This is a genomic window from Chryseobacterium sp. HNCC26DJ238 (assembly GCF_057180465.1).
In genome coordinates this window covers 80,403-104,880 of sequence record NZ_JBXUGI010000017.1, presented here as the reverse complement: position 1 = coordinate 104,880, position 24,478 = coordinate 80,403, and the positions used below count along the sequence as shown (strand labels likewise).

At 36.0% G+C, this 24,478-nt stretch carries 15 protein-coding genes; 7 read left to right on the top strand and 8 right to left on the bottom strand.

Annotation, left to right across the window (positions count from 1 at the left end; genetic code table 11):
* Positions 1 to 26: 26 nt before the first annotated feature.
* Complete coding sequence (locus AC2A07_RS16015; RefSeq protein ID WP_484051215.1) at positions 27 to 2,402, bottom strand: reprolysin-like metallopeptidase; 2,376 nt, start codon at positions 2,400 to 2,402, stop codon at positions 27 to 29.
* Between the two features lie 25 nt (positions 2,403 to 2,427).
* Entirely contained in the window at positions 2,428 to 2,919 is a 492-nt protein-coding gene (locus tag AC2A07_RS16010; protein WP_484051214.1) for a hypothetical protein, read from the bottom strand.
* A 221-nt stretch (positions 2,920 to 3,140) separates the two neighbouring features.
* Here AC2A07_RS16010 and AC2A07_RS16005 point away from each other — a divergent pair, with 221 nt between their 5' ends.
* Positions 3,141 to 4,064 (top strand): DUF4349 domain-containing protein, encoded by a 924-nt coding sequence (locus tag AC2A07_RS16005; RefSeq protein ID WP_484051213.1) that lies wholly within the window; start codon positions 3,141 to 3,143, stop codon positions 4,062 to 4,064.
* A gap of 204 nt (positions 4,065 to 4,268) precedes the next feature.
* Here AC2A07_RS16005 and AC2A07_RS16000 read toward each other — a convergent pair whose 3' ends face one another.
* On the bottom strand, positions 4,269 to 4,634 hold the full coding sequence (locus tag AC2A07_RS16000; protein WP_314497236.1) for a hypothetical protein: 366 nt from the start codon (positions 4,632 to 4,634) through the stop codon (positions 4,269 to 4,271).
* A gap of 42 nt (positions 4,635 to 4,676) precedes the next feature.
* The gene (locus AC2A07_RS15995; RefSeq protein WP_314497234.1) at positions 4,677 to 5,816 is read right to left on the bottom strand and encodes an acyl-CoA dehydrogenase; all 1,140 of its coding nucleotides are present in this window, start codon (positions 5,814 to 5,816) and stop codon (positions 4,677 to 4,679) included.
* Between the two features lie 144 nt (positions 5,817 to 5,960).
* On the opposite strand from AC2A07_RS15995, the gene AC2A07_RS15990 reads away from it, so the two are divergent.
* Complete coding sequence (locus tag AC2A07_RS15990; RefSeq protein WP_484051212.1) at positions 5,961 to 7,739, top strand: AMP-dependent synthetase/ligase; 1,779 nt, start codon at positions 5,961 to 5,963, stop codon at positions 7,737 to 7,739.
* Positions 7,740 to 8,017: 278 nt separating this feature from the next.
* Here AC2A07_RS15990 and AC2A07_RS15985 read toward each other — a convergent pair whose 3' ends face one another.
* Together AC2A07_RS15985 and AC2A07_RS15980 are read right to left on the bottom strand one after the other, a co-directional pair.
* Entirely contained in the window at positions 8,018 to 8,794 is a 777-nt protein-coding gene (locus AC2A07_RS15985) for a hypothetical protein (RefSeq protein WP_314497229.1), read from the bottom strand.
* Positions 8,795 to 8,796: 2 nt separating this feature from the next.
* Positions 8,797 to 9,894 (bottom strand): Nif3-like dinuclear metal center hexameric protein, encoded by a 1,098-nt coding sequence (locus tag AC2A07_RS15980; protein ID WP_484051211.1) that lies wholly within the window; start codon positions 9,892 to 9,894, stop codon positions 8,797 to 8,799.
* 63 nt (positions 9,895 to 9,957) lie between these two features.
* Between AC2A07_RS15980 and AC2A07_RS15975 the strand changes: the two genes are divergently transcribed.
* The 3 genes from AC2A07_RS15975 (at position 9,958) to AC2A07_RS15965 (ending at position 11,359) form a co-directional block, all read left to right on the top strand.
* Positions 9,958 to 10,785 (top strand): ion transporter, encoded by an 828-nt coding sequence (locus AC2A07_RS15975; RefSeq protein WP_484051210.1) that lies wholly within the window; start codon positions 9,958 to 9,960, stop codon positions 10,783 to 10,785.
* A gap of 44 nt (positions 10,786 to 10,829) precedes the next feature.
* Positions 10,830 to 10,991, top strand: coding sequence for a hypothetical protein (locus tag AC2A07_RS15970; protein ID WP_314497221.1), 162 nt, complete (start codon positions 10,830 to 10,832; stop codon positions 10,989 to 10,991).
* 146 nt (positions 10,992 to 11,137) lie between these two features.
* A complete protein-coding gene (locus tag AC2A07_RS15965; protein WP_484051209.1) occupies positions 11,138 to 11,359 on the top strand; it encodes a hypothetical protein in 222 nt (73 codons plus the stop codon).
* A gap of 119 nt (positions 11,360 to 11,478) precedes the next feature.
* On the opposite strand, the gene AC2A07_RS15960 is transcribed toward AC2A07_RS15965, so the two are convergent.
* Entirely contained in the window at positions 11,479 to 14,949 is a 3,471-nt protein-coding gene (locus tag AC2A07_RS15960; RefSeq protein ID WP_484051208.1) for a fibronectin type III domain-containing protein, read from the bottom strand.
* 304 nt (positions 14,950 to 15,253) lie between these two features.
* Entirely contained in the window at positions 15,254 to 19,921 is a 4,668-nt protein-coding gene (gene dnaE / locus AC2A07_RS15955; RefSeq protein WP_484051207.1) for a DNA polymerase III subunit alpha, read from the bottom strand.
* A 230-nt stretch (positions 19,922 to 20,151) separates the two neighbouring features.
* Between dnaE and AC2A07_RS15950 the strand changes: the two genes are divergently transcribed.
* Both AC2A07_RS15950 and AC2A07_RS15945 read left to right on the top strand, forming a co-directional pair.
* On the top strand, positions 20,152 to 22,260 hold the full coding sequence (locus tag AC2A07_RS15950) for a S8 family peptidase (protein ID WP_484051206.1): 2,109 nt from the start codon (positions 20,152 to 20,154) through the stop codon (positions 22,258 to 22,260).
* A gap of 72 nt (positions 22,261 to 22,332) precedes the next feature.
* Positions 22,333 to 24,405: an alpha-ketoacid dehydrogenase subunit alpha/beta gene (locus AC2A07_RS15945; RefSeq protein ID WP_484051205.1), complete on the top strand. Its 2,073-nt coding sequence runs from the start codon at positions 22,333 to 22,335 to the stop codon at positions 24,403 to 24,405.
* The last annotated feature ends 73 nt before the right edge of the window (positions 24,406 to 24,478 follow it).

Genomic DNA, 24,478 nt, shown 5'->3' with positions numbered 1-24,478 from the left:
TTTTTTTATTAAACATTACGTATTGATTACTTATGCAGCATTAATAATTTTTTAACAATCTTCTCATCGTCTACTGTTACATGAATCATGTAAGCCTCTGTAGGCAGATCTTTCAGATTAAGTTTTTCATCTGCTCTGTTATCAACAGTTCTTGAAAAGATATATCGTGTTTTCTTTGGCACGACTAATTTTCCATCCATCGCATAAATTTCATACGTCACCTTGTAAGGCGCAGGACGTCTGTTTTCGTCAAATTTAGGAGGGAAATCTGTTTTTATGTAAACAAACCCATCATTTGAAGGAACGGGATAAATCATCATTCCCTGAAAAATAGGTGATTGAGATCCAGGGCTTCCCGGATTTGTTGGATCTCCCGGATTACCACCTCCCCCCGGAGGAATAACCACTGCAGATGAATTAATAACAAAGCCTTGTGTATTTACATTTAAAAATACATTGTTAATTGCCTTCACCATAATTCTGGCATTTGTTACATTTCCTAAACCACCCTGTACGGTGTAAGAATATGATCCATTATTGGGAGTACTCGCCACCAATACATTGGGAAATGTAAGACCGCCATCCTTTGAGAGTAAGATGGTTACGTTAGGAGTACTTACCGGTGCTGCGGTAGTATTTGCAACATTCCAGGTAATCGTTTGTACCTGACCTTCATTCCATACTACACCCGCAGCATTTTGCGAAGTTACTACAAAGGGACCTGCAGTGTCCACAACTGTCAATTTCACATCGTCACGTCCTGTCTGACCTCCTACCGGATTATTGTCTCTTACAAGTACAGAAAAATTAAGCGTTCGGGCAGCAGATGGTAGCTTTTCCCAGGCTCTGACATCGGTAGGTGCAACGATTGCCGGATTATATCCACTGACAATGGTTGACAATCTGGGAAAGTATCTTGAAGGCGACACCGTAGGCATTACAGATCTGAACAAAGGTCCCACGGTATTAGTTGGCTGTGGCGGCTGTGGTGCAACTCCGGCATCGATCTGCTCCCATGTATAAGTAAGTACATCACTACTATTTGGATCTGTTGCAGCTGCCGTTAACACAAAGGGTGTACTTTTCGGAATACTTCTGTCCAATCCTGCATCTACTGTCGGTTCAACATTAGATGTTGGAGTCTTAACCCCACAAACCGCAGTAGATCCTGTCGTTAACCTTAAATACATTTCTGAAATACTTACTGCATGGAAATATGCATCACTATTTTGTTGCACATTCGGAGGACAAATTCCGGCATATCCCATAATAGAACTTGCACTTCCAGGCTCTACTGTTGTAGGTACATTTCTGTTACAGGCATTATTTTGAGTATGCATAGCTCCAAATTGGTGCCCCATTTCATGAGCCACAAAGTCAATCACAAAGGGATCTCCTACAGGAATTGCAGAACCGGTAACCCCACCTGCTTTGCTATTTCCACATATTGATGGCGTTGCAGCCAGCCCGTTATCATTTCCGGCTGTCGCTCTGAAAAAAAGATGTCCTATATCATAATTTGCAGCCCCGATAACCGAGTTTGTTACCGTTATGTTCTCATTAAGCATTTGTCCTGCATCAAGAGTGTTAAATGTATCACTACTGATAAAGAACAGTGCATCTGTATTGGCAATCAACTGTAATCTTACAGAGATATCTTTTTCGAAAACTTCATTAAGACGGGTGACCGCTAAGTTTACGGCGGCCAGAACAGCTGCTTTTTTCTGAGCATCAGTTCCTGCACCTACCCCTGCAGCACCCGCAATATACGCTGTATATTCGATTGTTGTTGTGATGGAAAGTCTGTATTTCCTGTTTAAACCGTCAACTACAGTTTTTTGAGCATTAAGTGCATGATCTTTCAAATCGCTGTCACCATTAAAAAGGCATTCAAACTGATTCAAAGAAGATGCCTTTTTTCTGTCATATATTTTATAAACCTTATTGTCTGCAGTATGAGAATCAATATAATAAATTCCATTATTGTTTCTCACCATTCCATTAAATCCAAAATAAGGATCTACAGTAAATCTAATCATTGATGACTGATCTCCTTTTTTAAATCCCAAATAAGATTTGATATCAGAATATCTCTTCTGAAGGTCCGGATGCATAGTAGATGATTCAAAAACCTCGTAAGTATCAAATCCTCCCTCAATGTTAGGAAAATTCATCAGCACTCCTTTCGTATAAGGAAATGCACTTCTGTCAGGCGCATTTTTCAGCTGATTCTGAATATCAGCAACATTTAATGTGAAAAGAGTATAATCAGAAATTCTGACGTTATTTTCACGAACTTCTGTTTCGACTTTCGAAGTAAACTTCTTCCAATTATTTTGCTGTGCAAAACCCGCTGCAGAGAAAATCAGCAAGCTGCTCAGAATGAGTATTTTTTTCTTCATATTTTAAAATAATTTCTATTATTATTCATTTACATGTTATAAGTTTGACACCTTTTGGAGCAGCTTCACTGACTCTCAATATCAATATAGGATTTTTTTGATTATTTAATAAATATTCTTCGTTACTGTTCTCTCTGTAATAGACATTCAGAACGGAACCCTTTAACTCTATTTTTATTACCTCGATATCACCATTGAGATACATTTTCATTTTTGGCTTTAACAGAAGAAAAAATTCATTATCAGATAGTGTAGGAATAGGTTCTGACCTTGAAAAGTTCTTATCAGCAAGCTGACCATATACTTTAATTGTTTCAGCCAGATTTTCCAGAATCATATAATCATTCAGCGGAACATCACGATTTATTCTTCGAACCTCCGAAAACCGAATACCATTCTGTGGCAGATTCATGTCCGATTCATTTTTAAATTTACTTTCAGTCAGAGAAACGCCCCTGCAGCTAAACTCTGCTGAAGATACTAAAAATGACAATACTACCAGGAAAGTACGTTTCATTATTAAACTCTCAAAAAGCAAAGGTAAATATTATTACATTTCTAATGAATTTTTTTATTTAACATTTTTAACATTTAACATTTTTTTTTGTAAAATAAGCATGAAAAATTTACAAAAATCTGACAATCAACATGATATAATTTTGCTAAAATTATATATTTCTTTTACAAATTTCATTTCAGATAACACCCTAATTTTACTTCAGTAAAAAAATTAATGTTATGAAAAAGTACTTATTATTATTAACGGCCGCAGGCATTTTTACAATGTGTAAAAAAGGGGAAGCATCGACATCACCATCACAAAACCCCGTGAATCCTGCTGACAGTATTGCAGTAAATGTGGAAGACAGGGCAAATGAAACCGCTCCGGATGCCGGAGTCGTTTTTGATTCTGCCGCTATCAGAATTAAGAATTTTGACAAAACCAGTAACGAAGTTACAGAAAAAATAGAATCTACCGCCAGAAGCGTCGATTCTCTATCAGATAAAATTTCTCATATGAGACTTGAGTCTAAAATCGAGAAAAAGGATTCTCTGCAAAAAAATTCAGAAAAAATTATTGTCAATGTTGCTGCACCAAAAGTCATCAGGGAAACGAAGGTTATTTATAAAGACAAACCAAAAAGCAATCACCAATCCGTTGTGTCCAAAAACAAAATGTATAAAACAGGACTGCTTGAGCTGAATGTTAAAGATGCTGAAACTGCAAAAGAAATCGTGGAGGAACAGGTAAAAAAGTATGACGGTTTTATAAAAAGTGAAAATATTTCTTTAAATAACAACGACAAAAAAACTGCCTATCTGAAAGTGAAAATACCCATCCAGAAATTTGATTATCTGATGGAGGATCTGAGCTATACTATAGGGGAGGTTATCAGTAAAGGAGTAGACCTAACGGGTCAGGATTTTGAAAATAATACTTTGTGTGACGTTGAAATCACTTTGTATGGAGGCAGTCAAAATATTACCGCTACAAACAAACCTGAAGGTTTTGGAGAACAATCCCTGGCAGCAGTCTCTTCCGGCTTGAATGTCATCACTTCAATTTTCCTTTTTATCCTTCCGCTCTGGCCGCTATTTTTAATTGCGGGAACAGGTTATTATTTTTACAAAAAGAAAAACCGAAGTTTACCTAAGAGTTAGATAGATAAATTTTAATAAAATTTTAAGCAGAGACTAAATCAGGAAAAGAAAATCCTTTTTAAATTTGTACAGGAAAACAATCAGAAAAGATGATTTAACTTCAGTCAGAAAGAATAATCAAACAATAAAGAATTTAAAATTTTCATATATTATTTTGTGATTTGGTGTAAAGTAAAAGGCTCTCTTAACGAGAGCCTTTTATGATTATTTCATATTCACAATTTTATCAACAACAAACTTTGTATTTCCTCTCCACGGCAGAGTCCCGTTGTATTCTTTATAATGGAGATCAAAGGTTTTACCACTGTTAAGTTCCAACTGTTTAAAAATTTCCGGATCTTCAACAGAAAATTCAAATTCGTAACTAGTAATTGTTCCTGTTTTTCCTCTTCCAAAACCCTCCTGAATCAGTTTACCTTCATATGTTTTAAAAACATATCCTTTATTAATGGCATAATTGAGGTACCCTGATTTTACTCCATCGGCAAGAACGAAGAAAAATTTATACCAGATAAAAACTCCCAGAAGAAGTATAATAACTCCTAATGTGATTAACCATGATTTTTTCATATTCAGATTTTTTGTTTTTTGTAGATAAAATAGTGTAATGAATTATTTTGAAATACTTCTCGAAATCACAATTCTCTGAATTTCAGATGTGCCTTCGTAAATCTGTGTGATTTTCGCATCTCTCATCAGCCTTTCTACATGGTATTCTTTCACGTATCCATAACCACCGTGAATCTGAACAGCTTCAATCGTAGTATCCATTGCAACCTGAGATGAATACAATTTTGCCATTGCTCCGATTTCAGAGATATCTTTTCCCGCATCTTTTTCTACAGCAGCTTTAAAGCAAAGCATTTTTGCCGCTGTAATCTGCGTTGCCATATCTGCCAGCTTGAAAGCAATCGCCTGATGATTGATGATTTCAGTTTTAAAAGCTTTTCTGGTTTTAGCATATTTAAGAGCCATTTCATAAGCTCCTGATGCAATACCTAAAGCCTGCGAGGCAATACCAATTCTCCCTCCATTCAAAACAGCCATTGCAAAATTGAATCCGAAACCGTCTTCACCAATTCTGTTTTCTTTAGGAACTTTTACATTGTTGAAAAGTAAAGAATGGGTATCACTTCCTCTGATTCCCAACTTGTCTTCCTTTGGACCGATTTCAAATCCTTCCCAACCTCTTTCGACAATGAAAGCATTGATTCCTTTATGTTTCTTTTCAGGGTCTGTCTGAGCAATCACGATGTAATAGGTAGCTGTTCCGCCGTTCGTGATCCAGTTTTTAACTCCATTCAAAAGGTAATAATCGCCTTTATCTTCAGCCGTAGTTTTCTGAGAAGTAGCATCAGAACCTGCCTCCGGTTCAGACAAAGCAAACGCTCCGATGACCTGTCCGCTTGCAAGTGGCGTAAGATATTTTATTTTTTGTTCTTCAGAAGCGTATTTTTCAAGACCTGCACAAACCAAAGAGTTATTTACAGACATTACAACAGCTGCAGAAGCATCAATCTTTGCAATTTCCTCCATTGCCAGAACATAAGAAACACTGTCCATACCTGCACCACCGTATTGAGGGTCAACCATCATTCCTAAAAGTCCCATTTCTCCCATTTTTTTTACCTGCTCAGTAGGAAATTTCTGGTCACGGTCTCTTTCGATTACTCCGGGTAATAGTTCATTTTGTGCAAAATCCCTTGCTGCCTGCTGAATCATCAGCTGTTCTTCCGATAAATTAAAGTCCATAAAAATTATAATTAGATGGCCGTAAATTAACACTTTTTAGTCAAATCTGAAAAAATATTTGACAATTGAAAATTGTAATCAGATTAATGTTATTTTTACAAAAATGCTTATATTTAAAATTCTTTATTAATTATTTAACAAATTATGACAATCAAAAGATTATTCGATATACCGCACCGCGCTTTAGAAAAACTCCCTAATAATGTAATGTTTGCAACAAAGCATCAGGGCGAGTGGATCAAGACATCTACCCAGGAGTTTGTGAACCAGGGAAATAAAATCTCCAGGGGGCTTCTGAAGCTAGGCATTAAACCCGGAGATAAAATTGCACTGATTACCACCAATTCCCGTACAGAATGGGCGGTAATGGATCTTGGCCTTTCACAGATCGGAGTGGTTTCAGTACCTGTTTATCCAAGTATTTCACCGGAAGATTATGAATTCATTTTCAATAATGCCGAAATAAAATACTGTTTCGTTTCAGACAAAGAGCTGCTGACGAAAGTAATGAAGATCAAGCATAATGTCGCGTCTCTGCAGGGTGTTTTCACATTTGATCATATTACTGGAGCGGCCAACTGGAAAGAAATCTTAGATTTGGGTGAAGATGATTCTACCCAGATAGAAGTGGAAGATCTTTCGAAGTCAATTAATCCTGAAGATTTAGCTACTTTGATCTACACATCCGGAACAACAGGAAAACCAAAGGGTGTGATGCTGACCCACGAAAATATTGTATCCAACGTTTTAGGCTCACTCCCAAGAATTCCAAAAAAGAAAAGCCTGGATTATAAAGACACAAGAGTATTGAGCTTTTTACCGATCTGCCATATTTTTGAAAGAATGCTTTTTTATCTTTTCCAATATAATGGCTTTTCAATTTATTTCGCTGAAAGCATCGAAAAAATGGGTGAAAATGTAAAGGAAGTAAAACCACACTATATGAGTGTAGTCCCAAGATTGGTAGAAAAGGTTTATGATAAAATTTATAATACAGGTTCATCGGCAGGCGGATTTAAACAGAAAATATTCTTTTGGGCACTGCATTTAATTCAGAAAAAGAAAGAAGTTTCAAAACCTTCCGGTCTGTCAGAAATTATTGCTGATAAATTGGTATTCAAAAAATGGAGAGAAGGTCTCGGGGGTGAAATTATCACCTTAGTGTCAGGCTCTGCTGCTCTGTCAAGCAGATTGAATCTCATGTTTCAGAATGCAGGAATTCCTATATTGGAGGGCTATGGGCTTACAGAAACTTCACCGGTGATTTCTGTCAATTCATTTGGAAAAATGAAAGTGGGAACTGTTGGACACCCATTGGATAATTTAACTGTGAAGATTCAGGAGGATGGGGAAATTACAGTCAAAGGGCCTTCGGTATTTAAAAGTTACTTTAAAAACGAAGAACAGACGAAGGAAACATTTACACAGGACGGTTTTTTCAAAACAGGAGATATCGGGCATATTGACAATGAAGGTTTTTTACAGATTACCGATCGCAAGAAGGAAATGTTCAAAACTTCCGGGGGAAAATACATCGCTCCGCAAACCATTGAAAATTTAGCAAAAGCTTCCAAGTTTATTGAACAGGTGATGGTGGTAGGTGACGGTGAAAAAATGCCGTGTGCATTTGTACAGCCGGATTTCGAATTTGCTAAAAACTGGGCTATGAGAAACAATCTTAACATCGGTTCTACTCCACAGGAAATTGCCAAAAGTCCTGAACTGAAAGAAAGAATCGAAAAAGAAATCGATGGCATCAACGAACATCTCGGAAATTGGGAACAAATAAAGAAAATTGAGCTCACACCCGAAGTATGGAGCATCGAAGCCGGCCTGCTGACCCCTACCCTCAAATTAAAAAGAAAGGCGGTAAAAGAGAAGTTTAAAGACCTATACGACAAAATGTATGGTCACCACGAATAAGTAATGAGCCGTTTCAATTTTGGAACGGCTTTTTTTACAAATGTCATTTGTAATCATTTTCAGGAATTATTAAGAACAGCTTCGTGCCCGTTATTATGAAAAAATAAAAACATTAAGTGCATTCTTTTGAAATGGATGCTAATGCTTGTTTTTTGAGTTTTTTTCTAATTACAAAATTTTCATGCAACCAATCTAATTTTGTAGAAAACTGCATAAAGTTCTAAAACAAAAAGAAGGCTTCCAAAATTTGAAAGCCTTCTTTTTTATAAAAATCTGTATTAAAATTTAATTACAGCATTCATTTTTTCAGTTTCCTCATTGACCAATTCATCATCAACCAGAATTTTACCTGAGTGTTCATCAATAATAATTTTCTTTCTCTGGGCAATTTCCATTTGTTTTTGCGGTGGAATGGTAAAGAAAGACCCTTTTGGAGCTCCTCTTTCAAGACCTACTACCGCAAGACCTGTAGAAGAATTAGCTCTGATCCTATGATAAGATGCCAATAATCTCTCATCAATTTTGGAAGCAAATTCTTCAGATTTTGTGATCAGATAATCTTCTTCTTTCTGAGTTTCGGAGATAAGTCCTTCCAATTCCTCTTTTTTGAATTTAAGGTGATTTTTAAGATCATCGATCTTAGAATTCAGTTCATTCAGAGTCTCTTCTTTATGACCGATTTTGGCTCCGTATTCTTTGATTCTCTTGTCAGAAAGCTGAATTTCAAGTTCCTGATATTCTATCTCTTTTCCTAAAGCTTCAAATTCTTTATTATTTCTTACGTTATCCTGCTGAGATTTGTATTTTTCGATTAAAGTTTTTGCATGATTGATTACTTCATTTTTAGTGCTGATCTGATCATTCTGCTCTTTAATCTCTGAGTGAAATTTTTCCGCTCTCTTTTCTAGGCCTTCAATCTCAATTTCAAGATCTTCAACTTCGATTGGCAATTCTCCTCTTGTATTTCGGATCTCGTCCAATCTTGAATCAATGATTTGCAAATCGTATAAAGCTCTTAATTTTTCTTCGACTGAAATTTCGGTGATTTTTGCCATATCTATAGGAAATAATTTACTGGGTTTGTTTTTTCACTAGATTTTAAGATTGCAAAGGTACTAAATTTTTGTGATAAAATTTCAAATAATTGCTGACTTACCAATTGCTCTGATTCGTAATGTCCGATATCACAAATAAGCATTTTAGATTCAGCCAGAAAATAATCATGATATTTGAGATCTCCTGTTATATAAGCGTCACATTTTTTCGAAAGCGCTGCTTTTATTCCACCTGCTCCGGATCCACCTAACACGCCTACCCTTTTGATTTTCTTACCATTAAAATCTGAATGTCTGATAATCTTTAATTGAAACTGATCTTTTACAAAAATGAGAAACTCCTCCTCCCCCATTTCATTTTCAAATTCGCCAAACATTCCCAGACCGGAATAATGATTTTCGTTTTCCAGCTGATAAATCTGATGAGCAACTTCTTCATAAGGATGTACCGATTTCATTGCTTTTACAATTTGATTTTCTTTAAACGATTCAAAGATCACAGAAATCATATCTTCTCTGCCATTTTCACGAATATTCTGCTGTCCTGCAAAAGGATTTGAACCTTTTACCGGTCTGAATGTTCCGCTGCCTTCTATTTTAAAACTGCATTCATCATAGAAGCCGATATTTCCCGCTCCGGCAGAAAAAAGGGACTCTATTACCTTCTCTGAATAATCTTTAGGTACGTAAACATTCAGCTGTTTTAAATTATTTTTTTTAGGCTGAAGGATTTTCAGGTTTTTCAATCCTAAAAGATGACAGATTCCTGCATTCACTCCAAAATAATCGTTATCAAAAGCAGTATGAATTGCATAGATAGCAACCTTATTTTCAATAGCTTTCAACACAGCTCTTTCTACATAATTTTTTCCGGTCAAAGATTTTAATCCTGAAAAAATAATAGGATGAAAACAAACAATTAAATTACAATTTCTGTAAATGGCTTCATCCACTACATTTTCCAAAGCATCATGACAAACTAAAATTCCGGAGACATTTCTTTCCGGTAATCCACAAAGAAGCCCTACGTTATCAAAATCTTCAGCCTGTGGAAGCGAAATATGTATCTCTATCTCTGCAATTACTTTTTGTATTGTCATTTTATTCTGTAAGTTTGTTACGAAAATAGGAATAATTTGCTAAACTTAAAAAAAACGCTGATCATGGAAAGAGAACATGATCTTGTTCCCGGAGACAAGCTCTGGAAAAGATTCTTATACCGTATCATTTACCGTTCTGACACCAAACTGGGAAAGCTATTTGATATTACCCTGCTCTCTCTTATTTTAGTGAGTACTTTTATTATCATGATGGAAAGCGTTCCCAGGCTGGATAAAAAATTCCATATTTATTTCATTATTTCCGAATGGGTAATTTCATTATTTTTTACAGTCGAATACTGGATGCGGATTGCAGTTGTAAAAAACAAAAAAAAGTACATCTTTAGTTTTTTCGGAATTATTGATTTCCTGTCACTTGTTCCCTTTTATCTGAGTTTTATATTTCCTGTAACTAAGTATTTTCTGATTTTCAGAATGCTCCGGATGCTAAGAGTTTTTAGAGTATTTAATCTGCTGGATTTTATGAATGACGGTTTTGTCATTATGAGAGCGTTAAAAAACAGTTCTAGAAAAATTTATATTTTTCTTTTATTCTTAATCATATTCTCTGTAATTGTTGGCTCATTAATGTTTATGGTAGAAGGCGGAAGACCTGGTTTTGAAACCATACCTCAATCCATTTACTGGGCAGTAGTTACCGTCACAACTGTTGGTTATGGTGATGTTTCTCCTATTACACCAACAGGAAAATTTTTTGCAGTCATTCTGATGCTTGCAGGTTACTCTATTATCGCAGTTCCTACAGGAATCGTAACTGCGGAAATGAGAAATAAAAGGCAGAATCTAGAATTGATCTGCGAAAGATGCGGAAACGAAGATATTGACGATGATGCAAGATATTGTAAACAGTGTGGCAAGAAATTAGCATAGTATATTTATCAAAAATATCTATTAATTAAACACCCAAAAAAATCATGGAACCACAAAAGAAAAACAGGCCCAACAGTTTAGTGATTATCTTATTTGCTTTAGTTATCCTGATGATCATTATCTATTTTATACTCGTAATGTTTTTCCCGACTGTATTTGATCTTATGAATACCGGTGAAATAAAACCAGTTCCTCCCAGCGAATAATACTCTATCTGTATTGATAAATAAAGGTGGAAATGCATATGCGTTTGCCGCCTTTTTTTAAGGTATATAATTTATTCTTATAAGTTTTAAAACCATTCTTAATTAAAAACGCCGTATTTGAATGATCATAATAAACTAAAACATACTTGCAGGTAATAATAACAGGAACTGGGAAATGCCGGATCAAGATAAAATTCAAGGCCTGTAATATTTCCTGCAGCATTGGCTTTTATTTCTCGCTTCGTGAAAATCTGCTGAACATAAGAATAGCCATGATATATACTGATGGGGGCGATCACGATATTGAAACTTCCGGTGCCCAAAGTAATCTGTGCATCTATCCCAATGCTTATAAACAATGGGCATGAAAATAAAATTTGTTTTATAGATCATTATTGTACTAAAGAGTAAATTTTAATAATAAAATCAATAAAAAAATGGCAGCTGAGAAATCAGCTGCCATTCAAAATTAAATAATGATTAAATTCTATTTTTTAATTGCCTTTATAGTCTGTTTAGAACCGTCATTCATATTAAGAATAATCATAAACATACCAGATTTCAATTCTCCTAACTGAAGACCTGCGCTTGGATTTTCTATAGTTTTCACTAATCTTCCTGCAACATCAATAACTGATACAGATTTAACATTCTTCACATCTGAAATGTTCAATACATCAGCAAATGGGTTTGGATAAACAGTAAGATTATTTTTTACCTGAGCAGATTCTGAAGTTGATAATAATGTAACCAAATCATATTTAACATCATCCAGTAAAACACTGTATCCATTGCCATTATGTCTTAAAGCTAATGTACTAACTCCTGAAGGAACTCCTACAATAGGTAAAAAGAAATTATCAATTGCTGTGATACTTGTCGAGGTATATGATCCTAAAACTACAAATGTAGATGCGTTGTTCGGATCAGTCATATATCCGACTTGTACTACACCACCAACAGTGAAGTTAGCACGACCTTTAAATGAGATTGCATAATTACCACTACTTAAGTTACTAATTTCCGGTAATTTTACAATACTGGTTTCAGTTGCAGTACTTGCGTAAATGTACATTAAATTTGGAGCACTCATTGAAGTCCCGGCTTGTACATATGCATTTGCTGAACCTGTTACAATTTTCGACCAACATACTGGTAAAATATTCCCGGTAGCAGAAGTTGTATCAAAATTTTCAGAAACAGCAGATACACTTACACATGGTGTCATGAAACTTGCCACCACAGACCAGGTACTTTTATCTGATGCGCTGCACACTGATCTTACCCATGCATAATACTGGGTAGACGGAGTAAGTGGTGATAATACTTTAGAAGTTGCTGTTATTCCTGTGAAATTTGGAACAGTTGTTGAGGTTGGTGCACTATTACTAGTACTGTAGTAAACATCATAACCATTAGCCGGTGCAGTTGTTGGTGCAGTCCATGCTAAATTTGCAGCAGTAATTGTTATATTTGAAACTACAACAGCAGTAGGCTCAAAACAAGATGGTACAGCTTCAACTACAAAATCATCCACATGAAAATCAATATCTGGAGAAGTAGAAGTTGTAGTAGTTACAAAAGCAATTTTTATAGTACCTGTATAGCCTGTCAGATTTACAGTTTCTGTCTGTCCTGTATTGGAATAAGTTCCGGCACCTGTATACGTTTTTATCACATTCGTATCACTCCACGTAGTACCTCCATCAGTAGAAACGATAAGTCTCACAATGTGTGATCCTAAGGTTGTTTGTACAGCTGTACCTAAATAACTTGTCACAGCCATTCTGTATTTTACTCTGTAAATTCCAGCTGTATTTCCAAGATTTATTGGCTGCGAAATCAACCAATCTCCAGGATTAGCATCATACAAATTAATTCTTACTCCAGCATTGGTTCCGGTATTGGCAAAACCTGTTTCAGAAGTCCATTTACTTGTACCATAAGTTAAAGTCGAAGATGTGGCTACCACTCCTTTAGCAGCAGACCAGCATGATGGCAAATAAGAACTAAACGTTTGTGATAAAGTAGGTGCGTTTTCAGCGCTACACAATGTTGTAAAGTTTCCTTCAACACAAGAAGCTGAAGTTGAAGTAGTATTATATGAATTTACTTTATAAAAATATTTTGTAGACGAAGACAAAGGAGTAGCAAAAGTATAAGATAATACATTTCCTAAATCTTGATTATTTATAATATCTGTACCCCCCGCAGTAGTCCCTACTGTCATTCTGTAACCTGTCGCACCTGAAATTGCGCTCCAGGTAATTGTTGGGCTTAAAGCTACACCAATCGCTGCAGCTGTTGGAGCCGTAACTGTAGGACATGGGATTGTAGTGGTAGTAAAGCTGGTCTCTGTACATCCTGTTGCTGTACCAAAATTATTTTTAGGAAATATAGTAATATAATATTGAGTTGAATAATTTAATGGAGTACCTGTAGGAATTGCATAAGATGTAACATTACCTACATCTATATTATTCATTACATTGGTTCCTCCCGGAGTTGTTCCTAAATTAATCAAGTAACTTGAAGCACCGGAAGCTGCAGCCCATGTTATAGTTGGGTTTACCGAAACTCCTGTAGCTGCATTTGCCGGTGTAGAAATTGTGGTACAAGATGGTGCAACTGCAGAAACATTTATTGCCAAATTATCAATATAAATATCATCACTTCCAAAATCACTAGTAGCCAGAAAACGAATTATAGCTGTAGAAGATGTAGAATTTGTAGTAAAGGTTTTATTCGACCAAGCTGTTGCAGTAGTTAATGAGCTTCCAATATTACTAAAGGTATTTCCACCATCAGTAGACAATAAAACATCTAACTTATCTGTACCAGATTGATTTCGATAGTCAAAAGAGATAACCCTGTTGCCGGTGCCTCCGGTAGATAAATTCACATATAAATCCATATATCCTGAATATCCGGCGCTAACTTGATAAGAATGAAATCTTGCAGTAGGAGCAACAGCTGGTGTAGCAATAGCTGTGGCAGTTGATTCACTATTATCGGTCCACCCTGTACTGGAAGCAAATCCTGTAATTCCAGTAGCAATATTACTTGCTCTCCATGAATTATCTCCTCTTGAAGGCCAGGTTCTCCAATATGTAGCATTAGGCAAATCTCCGGTTGAGTTACCATTTACCCAATTAGAAAAATCTTCAGTATAGGGTATTGCAGTATATGCAGTTGGTGCATTAAGTAATGTTCCTGGCACAAAATTAAAAGTAAGACCGGATGCAGGTACTGTCGTTGTTCCTGTGGTCCCTAAAGTACAGTTACTTGTAGTAGACGTACCAATCGCAGTAGAAGTCCAGTTGGTTCCGGTTCTGTTATTCATATCTGAACTTTCTGCACCTTTCAATCCAACTTGTCCTGTTAATGTTGCAGTTCCAGAAGCACAAGTGCCATATACAATAGAAACATTATTATTTGATGAGTCTAACTGTATTTGAAAAGTAATAAGCTGTGCTGCGGAAGCAGAATTTCCCTGTAAGTCAGTAAACTGAATAATAAATTTTGACCCTGTAGATTCATAAGCAATTTCAGAAGTCGTTGTGTTTGCATTTTTGAGGTTAACTGCAAATCCAGCTACTGCTCCATCGTAAAAACTACCTGTTGCTGTTACATTGGTAGACAATGCAGTGTAAGTTGTAGCTGTAGAAGGACTTCCAAATGTAATATATCCATTATTACTAATATAGATACTATTATAAATTTTACCGTTATATTTAAAATTAGATGGTAAAGTTATTGCAGAAGATACGGCGTCTGTTGCAATAGTTACTCCGGATTGCCATATCGTTCTATTGGCAGATAACGGAACATATGTACCGGAAGTTTGTGTAAACCCATATCCATTGTTGGTATTGGGGTTTGTTGCCTGTGGTGGACCCACCTGTGCAGCAGCTCCCAAACTTAGAGCCGTCATGCATGTGAGTAAAAATTTTCTCATACTTAGTTAAATTAAAATTAGAAGGTAAAATTAGTAATTTAACCATATAAAAATCATAAATAATCTTAATTTTTTGAAAATTCTATAACATATAGAGATAAACAATTAAAAAAACTAAACATCCATTTAATATTATAATTATGTGCTTATATTAATTATCTAAATATCAACATATTAAATTATCGTTAAATATTTCACTATTATAAGTAATAATATTTTTAATAAGTAATATTTTTTATGATAAAACAATAACAATAAAAAAAGTGGCTTATTCAAGCCACTTTTTTAACAAAAATTCCAAATTTTAATTGAGATAAAATTCATATTTGTTCAATAATTGAATTTCTTTAATCAGATCACCATTCAAATCCACTGAATATTTCATAGACTGTAACTCCATATCAGAATTTTCTTCAGAGTTTTTAATTAAAAACTTAAATTTCTGGTTTCCTTTATTCTGATCAAGAACATTTCTGAAGAATTCCAAATCCTCTTTTCTGAAATCCATAATATCCATAACCAGAGAAATACTTTTTGCGAATCTCTCAAATGCTTCCTGAAGCTCGATTACATCGACAACATTTACAAATACACGTCCGTCTTTAACCTGAGCGAATTTTATTTTTAAGATCACGAAACGCTGCACTTCTAGTTTCTCTTTTAATCTCATATAATCACGGTCTCCCAATCTGAAAGAATAAGATCCGGAATAATCTTCCAACATCAAAAAGGCTACTTTTTCACCACTTTTGAAACCGTCCTGCACCCGATACTCAGTAATCAAACCGGCAACGGTGTATTCTTTTCCACCTCCACCGTTTTCCCTTTCTTTCTGAAGGGTTTTCCAGTCTTTCTTTTTTTCTTCAAATAATTCAGCAGGCTTATTGGCAAAAGCCTGTTCTTTATAAGCATCCACTTCATCAAGATTTAAAAATCCAAAATTGCCTTTCGGCTCTGCTTTTTTCGTGATCTCTTCAATAATCTCTTCTTCTCCAGAAACAATATCGTCAGAAACAATTTCTGCAATATCAATGGTTTCATCTTTGTCATCTGCTTCCAGCATAGGGACTTCATCTATCACAACTTTTATCTCATCCTCTTTCTCTAAAACTGCTTTTTTTGATAACCTTCCCTGCATAAACTGATAATGATATTTAAACTCATCCAGTGGATGTGCAGAAAGATAAAACCCGATGATCTCTTTTTCCTTGTTCAGTTTATGCATATTAGGCCACTCCGGACAAGGCAATAATTTAGGCTGCTCAATCTGAACCTCATCTGCAAAATCCGCAAAAAGAGAATTCTCCATTTCATTTTTACTTTCCTGAAAGCTCTGTCCATATCTGATCAGACGCTCCAGATTTGTTCTTCCAGCCATGTCAATATCAAAATACTGCCCCCTGTGATACATACTGAATTCATCAAAGGCACCGGCAAGCACCAAACTTTCCGCTACCCTCTTATTCATATGGGATGGCATTATCCTCTCAAAAAAATCATATATATTTTTAAACCTTCCATTTGCTCTTTCTTTTGTGATTCCTTCACTAGGACCTTCTCCGATTCCTTTGATTGCTCCTAAACCAAAACGGATTTGTCCTTTATCATTTACCGAAAACTTGTATTGAGACTCATTTACATCCGGTCCCAGAACATCAACACCTATACTTTTACAATCTTCCATGAACAAGGTTATAGAATCTGTATTGTTAATGTTATTACTCATCACACTCGCCATATATTCTGCCGGATAATTGGCTTTCAAATAAGCTGTCTGATAAGCGATAAGCGCATAACAGGTAGAGTGAGATTTATTGAAAGCATATTCTGCAAACGCTTTCCAGTCATTCCATATTTTATTTAAAGGATCTTCTGCAAGGTTATTTTTCTTACCTCCTTCAATAAATTTCGGATACATTTTATTCAGTACATCAATCTGCTTTTTACCCATTGCTTTTCTCAAAGTATCGGCTTCACCTTTTGTAAAATCTGCTAATTTTTGAGACAGCAGCATTACCTGCTCCTGATAAACCGTAATACCATAAGTTTCTTTCAGATATTCTTCTGTTTCAGGCAAATCATAGATGATTTCTTCAACACCGTGTTTTCGGTTAATAAAGTTAGGAATGTACTTGATCGGTCCCGGACGGTACAATGCGTTCATGGCAATCAAATCGGCAAAAACCGTAGGTTTCAGTTCCCGCATATATTTTTGCATCCCGGGACTTTCATATTGAAAAATCCCGACCGTTCTACCTTCCTTAAATAGTTGGTACGTTTTAGAATCATCCAGTGGGATACTGTCAGGATCAATATCTATATTATGCCTCTGCTTAATTAATTTTAAAGCATCTTTGATAATCGTTAACGTACGCAGACCTAAAAAATCCATCTTAAGAAGTCCTGCACTTTCAGCAACAGAGTTATCAAACTGCGAAACCAAAATATCAGCATCTTTTGCAGCAATGGTTACCGGCACCAGATTACTTACATCTTCAGGGGTAATAATCACTCCACAAGCATGAATTCCGGTGTTTCTGATACAGCCCTCCATCTTTTTAGCACTTCCAAGTACGCCATGCCGTGGATCATCAGGATTTCCCAAAACAAACTTCATTTCATCAACCAACATCTGGTCTTCAGGTTTCAGTTTATCATATTTAGCTAAAGCTTTTGCAATGTTCATTCCCGGGCTTGGAGGAATCAGCTTAGCAATGTTATTGGTATCAGGAATTGGCAGATCAAGCACTCTTCCTGCATCTTTAATCGCTGACTTCCCTCCCAAAACGGAATAGGTAATAATCTGTGCTACCTGGTTTTTGCCATACTTTTCAACTACCCATTTGATAATTTTATCACGCCCTTCATCATCAAAATCAATATCAATATCAGGCATGGATATTCTTTCAGGATTTAAGAATCTCTCAAATAGCAGATCATACTTGATCGGATCAACATTAGTAATACCTGTGCAGTAAGCTACTACAGAACCTGCAGCAGAACCACGTCCGGGTCCTACCCAAACCCCCATATTTCTGGCTTCATTGCAAAAATCCTGTACAATCAGAAAGTAGCCCGGATAACCTGTATTTGCAACTACTTCAAGCTCAAAATCAAGACGTTCTTTGATTTCGTCTGTAATTCCCGTTTCAACATATCTTTTTTTCGCTCCCTCATAAGTCAGATGTGTGAGATAAGCCATTTCACCTCGTTTTCCTCCATCGATGTCATCTTCGGCACGGATAAATTCTTCGGGAATATCAAACTTTGGTAAAAGAACATCACGCTTTAAAGTGTAAGGACTAAATTTCGAAGTGAATTCCTCGTAGGCATCAAAAGCATCCGGATACGCTAAAAAAGTTTCTTTAATTTCGTGAGAATTTTTAATATAATATTCTCCGCCTGCCAATCCTCTTCTTTTACCAAATCCTTTCCCGACAGGAGTGGTGAGTTTTTCACCGTCTTTAATACAACTTACGATATCCTGAATGTTAGAATCATCTTTATCCGTATAATAAGTTTGATTCTGAGCTAAAATTTTCACATCATATTTATCTGCAAAATGCAGGAGTACATCATTTAAATGCTCTTCCTCAGGTAGCTTATGATTTTGAATCTGAACATAGAAATCATTTTTAAAAGTATCTTTCCACCATTTGAAGAGCTCCTCCCCTTTTTGTTCACCGGTATTTAAAACAGCATCAGGAATATCTCCGTTGATACCGGAAGTCAAAGCAATCAGTCCCTCTTTATATTCAGCAATCAATTCTCTGCTGATTCTGGGAACGCCAAAGTAGAATCCTTTTAAAAATCCTATACTTGAAAGTTTAGCTAAATTTTTATATCCATTAAAATCTTTTGCAAGTAATACGACCTGTGTTCTTCTGTCCGGATCGTCTTTAGTAAACTGTTTCTGCTCATATCGGTCAGAAATATAAAATTCACATCCTACCACAGGAATCAGAGGATCAGAAACAGGTTCAGCCTCATTGAAATCAGTTCCGTTTTCTTGTGCTTCCTGTTTTTTAACAAGATATTCCTTATACTTTTTAGATCGGTCAGAATTGGCAGATTCAACTGCGGAAACAAACTTAAAAGCTCCCATCATATTCCCTAAATCAACCATTCCGACAGCAGGAAAATTATCTTCTGTAGCTTTTTTAATTAAATCATTGATGCTGGAAGTAGCCGTTAAAGTTGAGAAAACACTTTTATTATCAAAATTAAAATACCTTCCCAATTCAATATCATCGATACTACCGACATCGGATTGCTTTTTCTTATTGTTAAATTCTGCAACCTGCCTTCTGATAATGATTCCAAAAGGTTTGATCGGATCGGGATGCAGTGTTCTAAAGTGTGATAACTGATCTTCCGATGTTTTCAGAACATCAGCCGGAATAATTCCGATACGCATCATTTCAAAGAAAACCTGAGCAGTTGCATTTACGTCAGCTGCAGCATTATGCGCTTCATCAAATTTGTATCCGTACAGTTTTTCATATAATTCTTCCAGTTTCGGAGATTTGTATCTTCCCCCTCTGCCCCCTCCAAGCTGACAATAATCTGTACCTAAAATCATCGTATCAGCTTTTGGCTTTTCCTGAAGATTATCCTGAATATTCTTCCTGAAAAACTCAGCACCGACAATATTATAATCAAACTCTACATTATGTCCTGAAACGACTCTGACTCTATCCAAAACTTCAGAAAACTCTTTTAAAATTTCCTGAAGATCACGACCTTCCTGATGGGCGATCTTTGTGGTAATACCATGAATTCTTGCAGCGTTAAAAGGTATATCATAACCTTCCGGTTTTATTATATAATCTTGATTTTCAACTAAATTACCATTATCATCATGCAACTGCCATGCAATCTGAACCATTCTAGGCCAGTTATCTGAATCTGAGAGCGGTGCGTTGAAATTTTTCGGAAGACCTGTGGTTTCTGTGTCAAAAACTAAATACATAAATTCTGTCTGACTTTTAATTAAAAAAAGAATGTAAAGTTAGTTATTTTTTTAAAAAATGCTGTGCAGAATATCTAAAAACAACACTTTTCAAGTATACTAAATTTATCTTTTTTAAGAAAACATTTACATACTCATTTAAAATTATCATTTTTCACATACAATATAAAAAACAAAATGAAATTATTTATATATATTTGTTTTTTATAAATAATTGATTTTTTTATGTCATGAAGAAACATTTACTTTTAGTCAGTACTTTAGCATTATCATTGTTAAGTGCACAAAATAATGATGCTTTAAAGAGAGAGTTTGAAAAACAGAATAAAGAGAATAACAAAAAGTTCGATTCTTATATTTCAAAACGGTATGGTTCAGACAGATCACCGGAAGTTTTAAAAGAAATAGAACAACAAAGAAGTACCTTAGCCGGTTTCAATTTTGGCGTCCCTTATTTTCTTCAACAGGAAGATACCAGACAGCTTTTGAATGCTAACTCTGATCTGCTCAATACAGCAGGGAATATATCAGGCTTAACCGGAGCTTTTAATGGTGAAAACATTAAATATACTGTTTTTGACGGAGGTAGAATATATGAATCTCATACTGCATTCAATAATAGTCCTGGCAGAATTACCAATAAAGAGGCAACTACTCAAGTGTACTCCGACCATTCAACCGGAGTTGGCAGCTTTATCGGTGGAAAATCAGTTCCACTTTCTTCAGGAACTCCCCCTAATCAGGTTCCCGTAGGAAATGCACAGGGTGTAGCAATCAATTCTACAATGGACAGCTACATGTTTAATACAACCACTCTGCCCGGGAACACAGCTACAAGCACTGTATTTCAAAAAATTATTATTGCTCAGCCTAATATATCAAATCATTCTTACGGTGTAAATTCAGGATGGACAGAAGCATACGCTAACAATACTTATGCTTCATTTACATATAGTGGTTTTAAATCCGGGAATACTTTTTATGATTATCAGGGCACCTATAATACAAATGATGCCAATTATGATCTGATAGCTTACAATAACCCATCATATATTATTGTAAAGTCGTCAGGTAATTATTTTGATCTTGGACCGGCCGGTAAAAATTCAACAGCCCCCACCTATTACAATAGCGCAAACGGACCTGTTGCATTTGCAGCAACAGATACTTTACCGCCAAATAACTGTTCTTTAGGGTATGACTGCATAGGAACAGGCTCACTGGCAAAAAATATTATTGTAGTAGGAGCAACTGATATTATCACAACCAACAACAATCGTTACACAACTTCAGACGACGTTGTACATTCAAGTTACAGCAGCGCAGGACCAAGGGATGACGGAGGCATTAAACCTGATATTTCGACGGTTGGTACGAATGTATACTATGCTGCGACATCAGCTGCAGGAAGCAGTATTTGGGCAGGTGGAAGCGGAACTTCATTTTCCGCACCTATCGTGACCGGAATTATCGGACTATGGACTCAGATCAACAAACAATTGTTTAACAATGCCCTGCTTAACGCATCATCTGCGAAAGTTTTAACGATACATTCTGCATCAGAAGCCGGAACTGTTGGACCAGATCCATTGTTTGGATGGGGATTTATCAATGCTAAAAAAGGAGCTGAATTATTAGTTGGCAAATCTAATGGCAGTGTGATTTTCGCTGATGAAACATTAACAAGCGGAGTAACAAAAGCCAAGAATGTTAAAGCTTCAGGATCAGAACCTTTAAAAGTAACAATCAGCTGGCTTGATCCAAAGTATACGCCCAATTATCAATTTGTGTCTGATGTATATAATAACAGAACTTCCAAACTTATCAATGATATAGATTTAAGAATAATTGATACGACTAACAATACAATTTATTATCCTTGGAAATTAGACGCTAATAATCCGACAACTCCTGCTATAAAAGCTGATAATACTGTTGACAATGTCGAACAGGTAGTGATCAACTCTCCAGTGGCCGGTAGAAATTACAGAATTGAAATCACCAATAAAGGCACTTTGGTAAATGATTCCGGAACGGCAGCACCATCAAATTATTCAATCATTGTAACTGGATATAATGAAGTTTTAGGTACACAGGAAACAGCAAATCCTCATGGAATTATTATTGCACCTACTGTTACAAAAGACCTGGTTAAAGTATTAAAAGCTCCTAAAAAATCTACTTACAAAATCTATGATCTGACCGGTAAATTATTACAGAGCGGAACAATCAGCAGTGATGAAACCAGCCTTGATTTATCAGCAGTAACAAATGGTGTTTACATTATCGAAGTGAAAACCGATAAAGATATTATTACTAAAAAAGTAATCAAAGAGTAATATAAATCAAATAATTAACATAAAACACTAACGCTTGTTAGTGTTTTATTTTTTTATGTATATTTGCTTTCTATGGAAAATACACTTCACGAAAAAGTTTCTCAGGATATTTTACTTAAGGCTTATAATCACATGATGCTTGCCAAAGCAATGGCAGACATCTATGAAGAAAACAGAAATGTTTGTAAATATGTACACAGTACTTCAAGAGGGCACGAGGCTATTCAGTTGGCAACAGCTTACCAGTTGAAAAAAGAAGACTGGGTTTCTCCTTATTATAGAGACGAAAGTATTTTATTGGGAATTGGTTTTGAACCTTATCAGTTGATGCTTCAATTGCTGGCAAAAGCTGATGATCCTTTTTCCGGTGGAAGATCGTATTATTCTCACCCGTCAAGCAGAGATGAAAATATGCCGAAGATTATTCACCAAAGTTCTGCTACCGGGATGCAGACGATTCCTACAACAGGAGTTGCACAGGGAATCAAATACATTCAGGACTTTAATTTAGAACAATTTGAAAATAATCCGGTTGTGATCTGCAGCCTGGGTGATAATTCTGTAACAGAAGGTGAAGTAAGTGAAGCTTTACAGTTTGCAGCCCTGCACCAACTTCCTATTATCTTTTTAGTTCAGGACAATGAATGGGGAATTTCAGTAACCAAAGACGAAGCAAGAACCTGTGATGCATATGATTTTGTCGCCGGTTTTGAGGGTTTAGGAAGGATTAGAGTTGACGGAACTGATTTCGCAGCAAGTTTTGAAGCGATGAAAAAGGCCGTTGATTTTGTAAGAGCAGAAAGAAAACCATTGGTTGTCTGCGCAAAAACAGTTTTGATCGGCCATCATACTTCAGGCGTGAGAAGAGAATTCTACAGAGATGAGGAAGACCTAATTAAGCACAGAGAAAAAGATCCTGGAGAAATACTGAGAAATCAATTGCTGGAATCCGGCACCGATGAAGAATTACTGAAGCAGATTACAAAAAGGACAAGACTGGCAGCTGAAGAAGCCTTTGAAAGGGCTCAGAAAGCTGAAGATCCAAATCCTGAAACAGTAATGCAGCATATTTTCGCTCCTACTCCAATTACAGAAGAAGTGGGAATCCGTGAACCGGAAAGTGGAGAAAAAATCGTAATGGTTGACGCAGCGATTCATGCTATTCAGGAAATCATGTGGAAGCACCCGGAGGCTTTACTGTACGGACAGGATGTGGGTGAGAGAATTGGTGGAGTTTTCCGTGAGACAGTAACTCTAGGTAAAAAGTTCGGAAGCAAAAGAGTTTTCAATACTGCTATTCAGGAAGCTTATATTATAGGTTCAACTACAGGAATGAGCGCAGTAGGCCTGAAGCCTATCGTTGAAGTACAGTTTGCTGATTATATCTATCCTGGAATTAATCAGCTGATTACCGAAATATCTAAATCCAATTACCTGAGCAACGGTAAATTTCCTGTGAGTAATATCATCAGAGTACCTATCGGAGCCTATGGCGGCGGCGGCCCGTACCACAGCGGAAGTGTAGAAAGTATTTTAGCCAATATTAAAGGAATAAAAATAGCATACCCAAGTAATGCTGCGGATTTTAAGGGTCTTTTAAAAGCTGCTTATTATGACCCGAATCCCGTTGTAATGTTAGAGCATAAAGGCTTGTATTGGAGTAAAGTGCCCGGAACGGAAGATGCTAAAACCATCGAACCTGCAGAAGATTATATCCTGCCGTTCGGAAAAGGAAAAATCATTATAGAAGCTGACGCAAAAGAGATTAAAAAAGGAAACACCATTGTTGTAATCACTTACGGAATGGGTGTTTATTGGGCAAAAGAAGCCGTTAAAAACTTCAATGGTAAGGTGGAAGTAATTGATTTAAGAACAATTATTCCTTTAGATGAGGAGTTGGTTTTTGAAAGAGTAAAAGCACATGGAAAATGCCTTGTTCTGACAGAGGAACAACTAAACAATTCTTTTGCAGAGGCTTTTGCACACCGTATTTCAAAAAACTGTTTCAAATACCTTGATGCACCTGTTGAAGCAATGGGATCTCTTGACACTCCGGCAGTTCCTATTAATTTAATTTTAGAAAAGGAAATGCTTCCAAATTCTGAGAAATTAACCAGGAAGATTAACGAAATGCTACAATATTAAAATTTAAAAACCTCTGAACAATTTTCAGAGGTTTTTTTGTACGGTTTTTGATAACTTGGTTATATTAAATTTT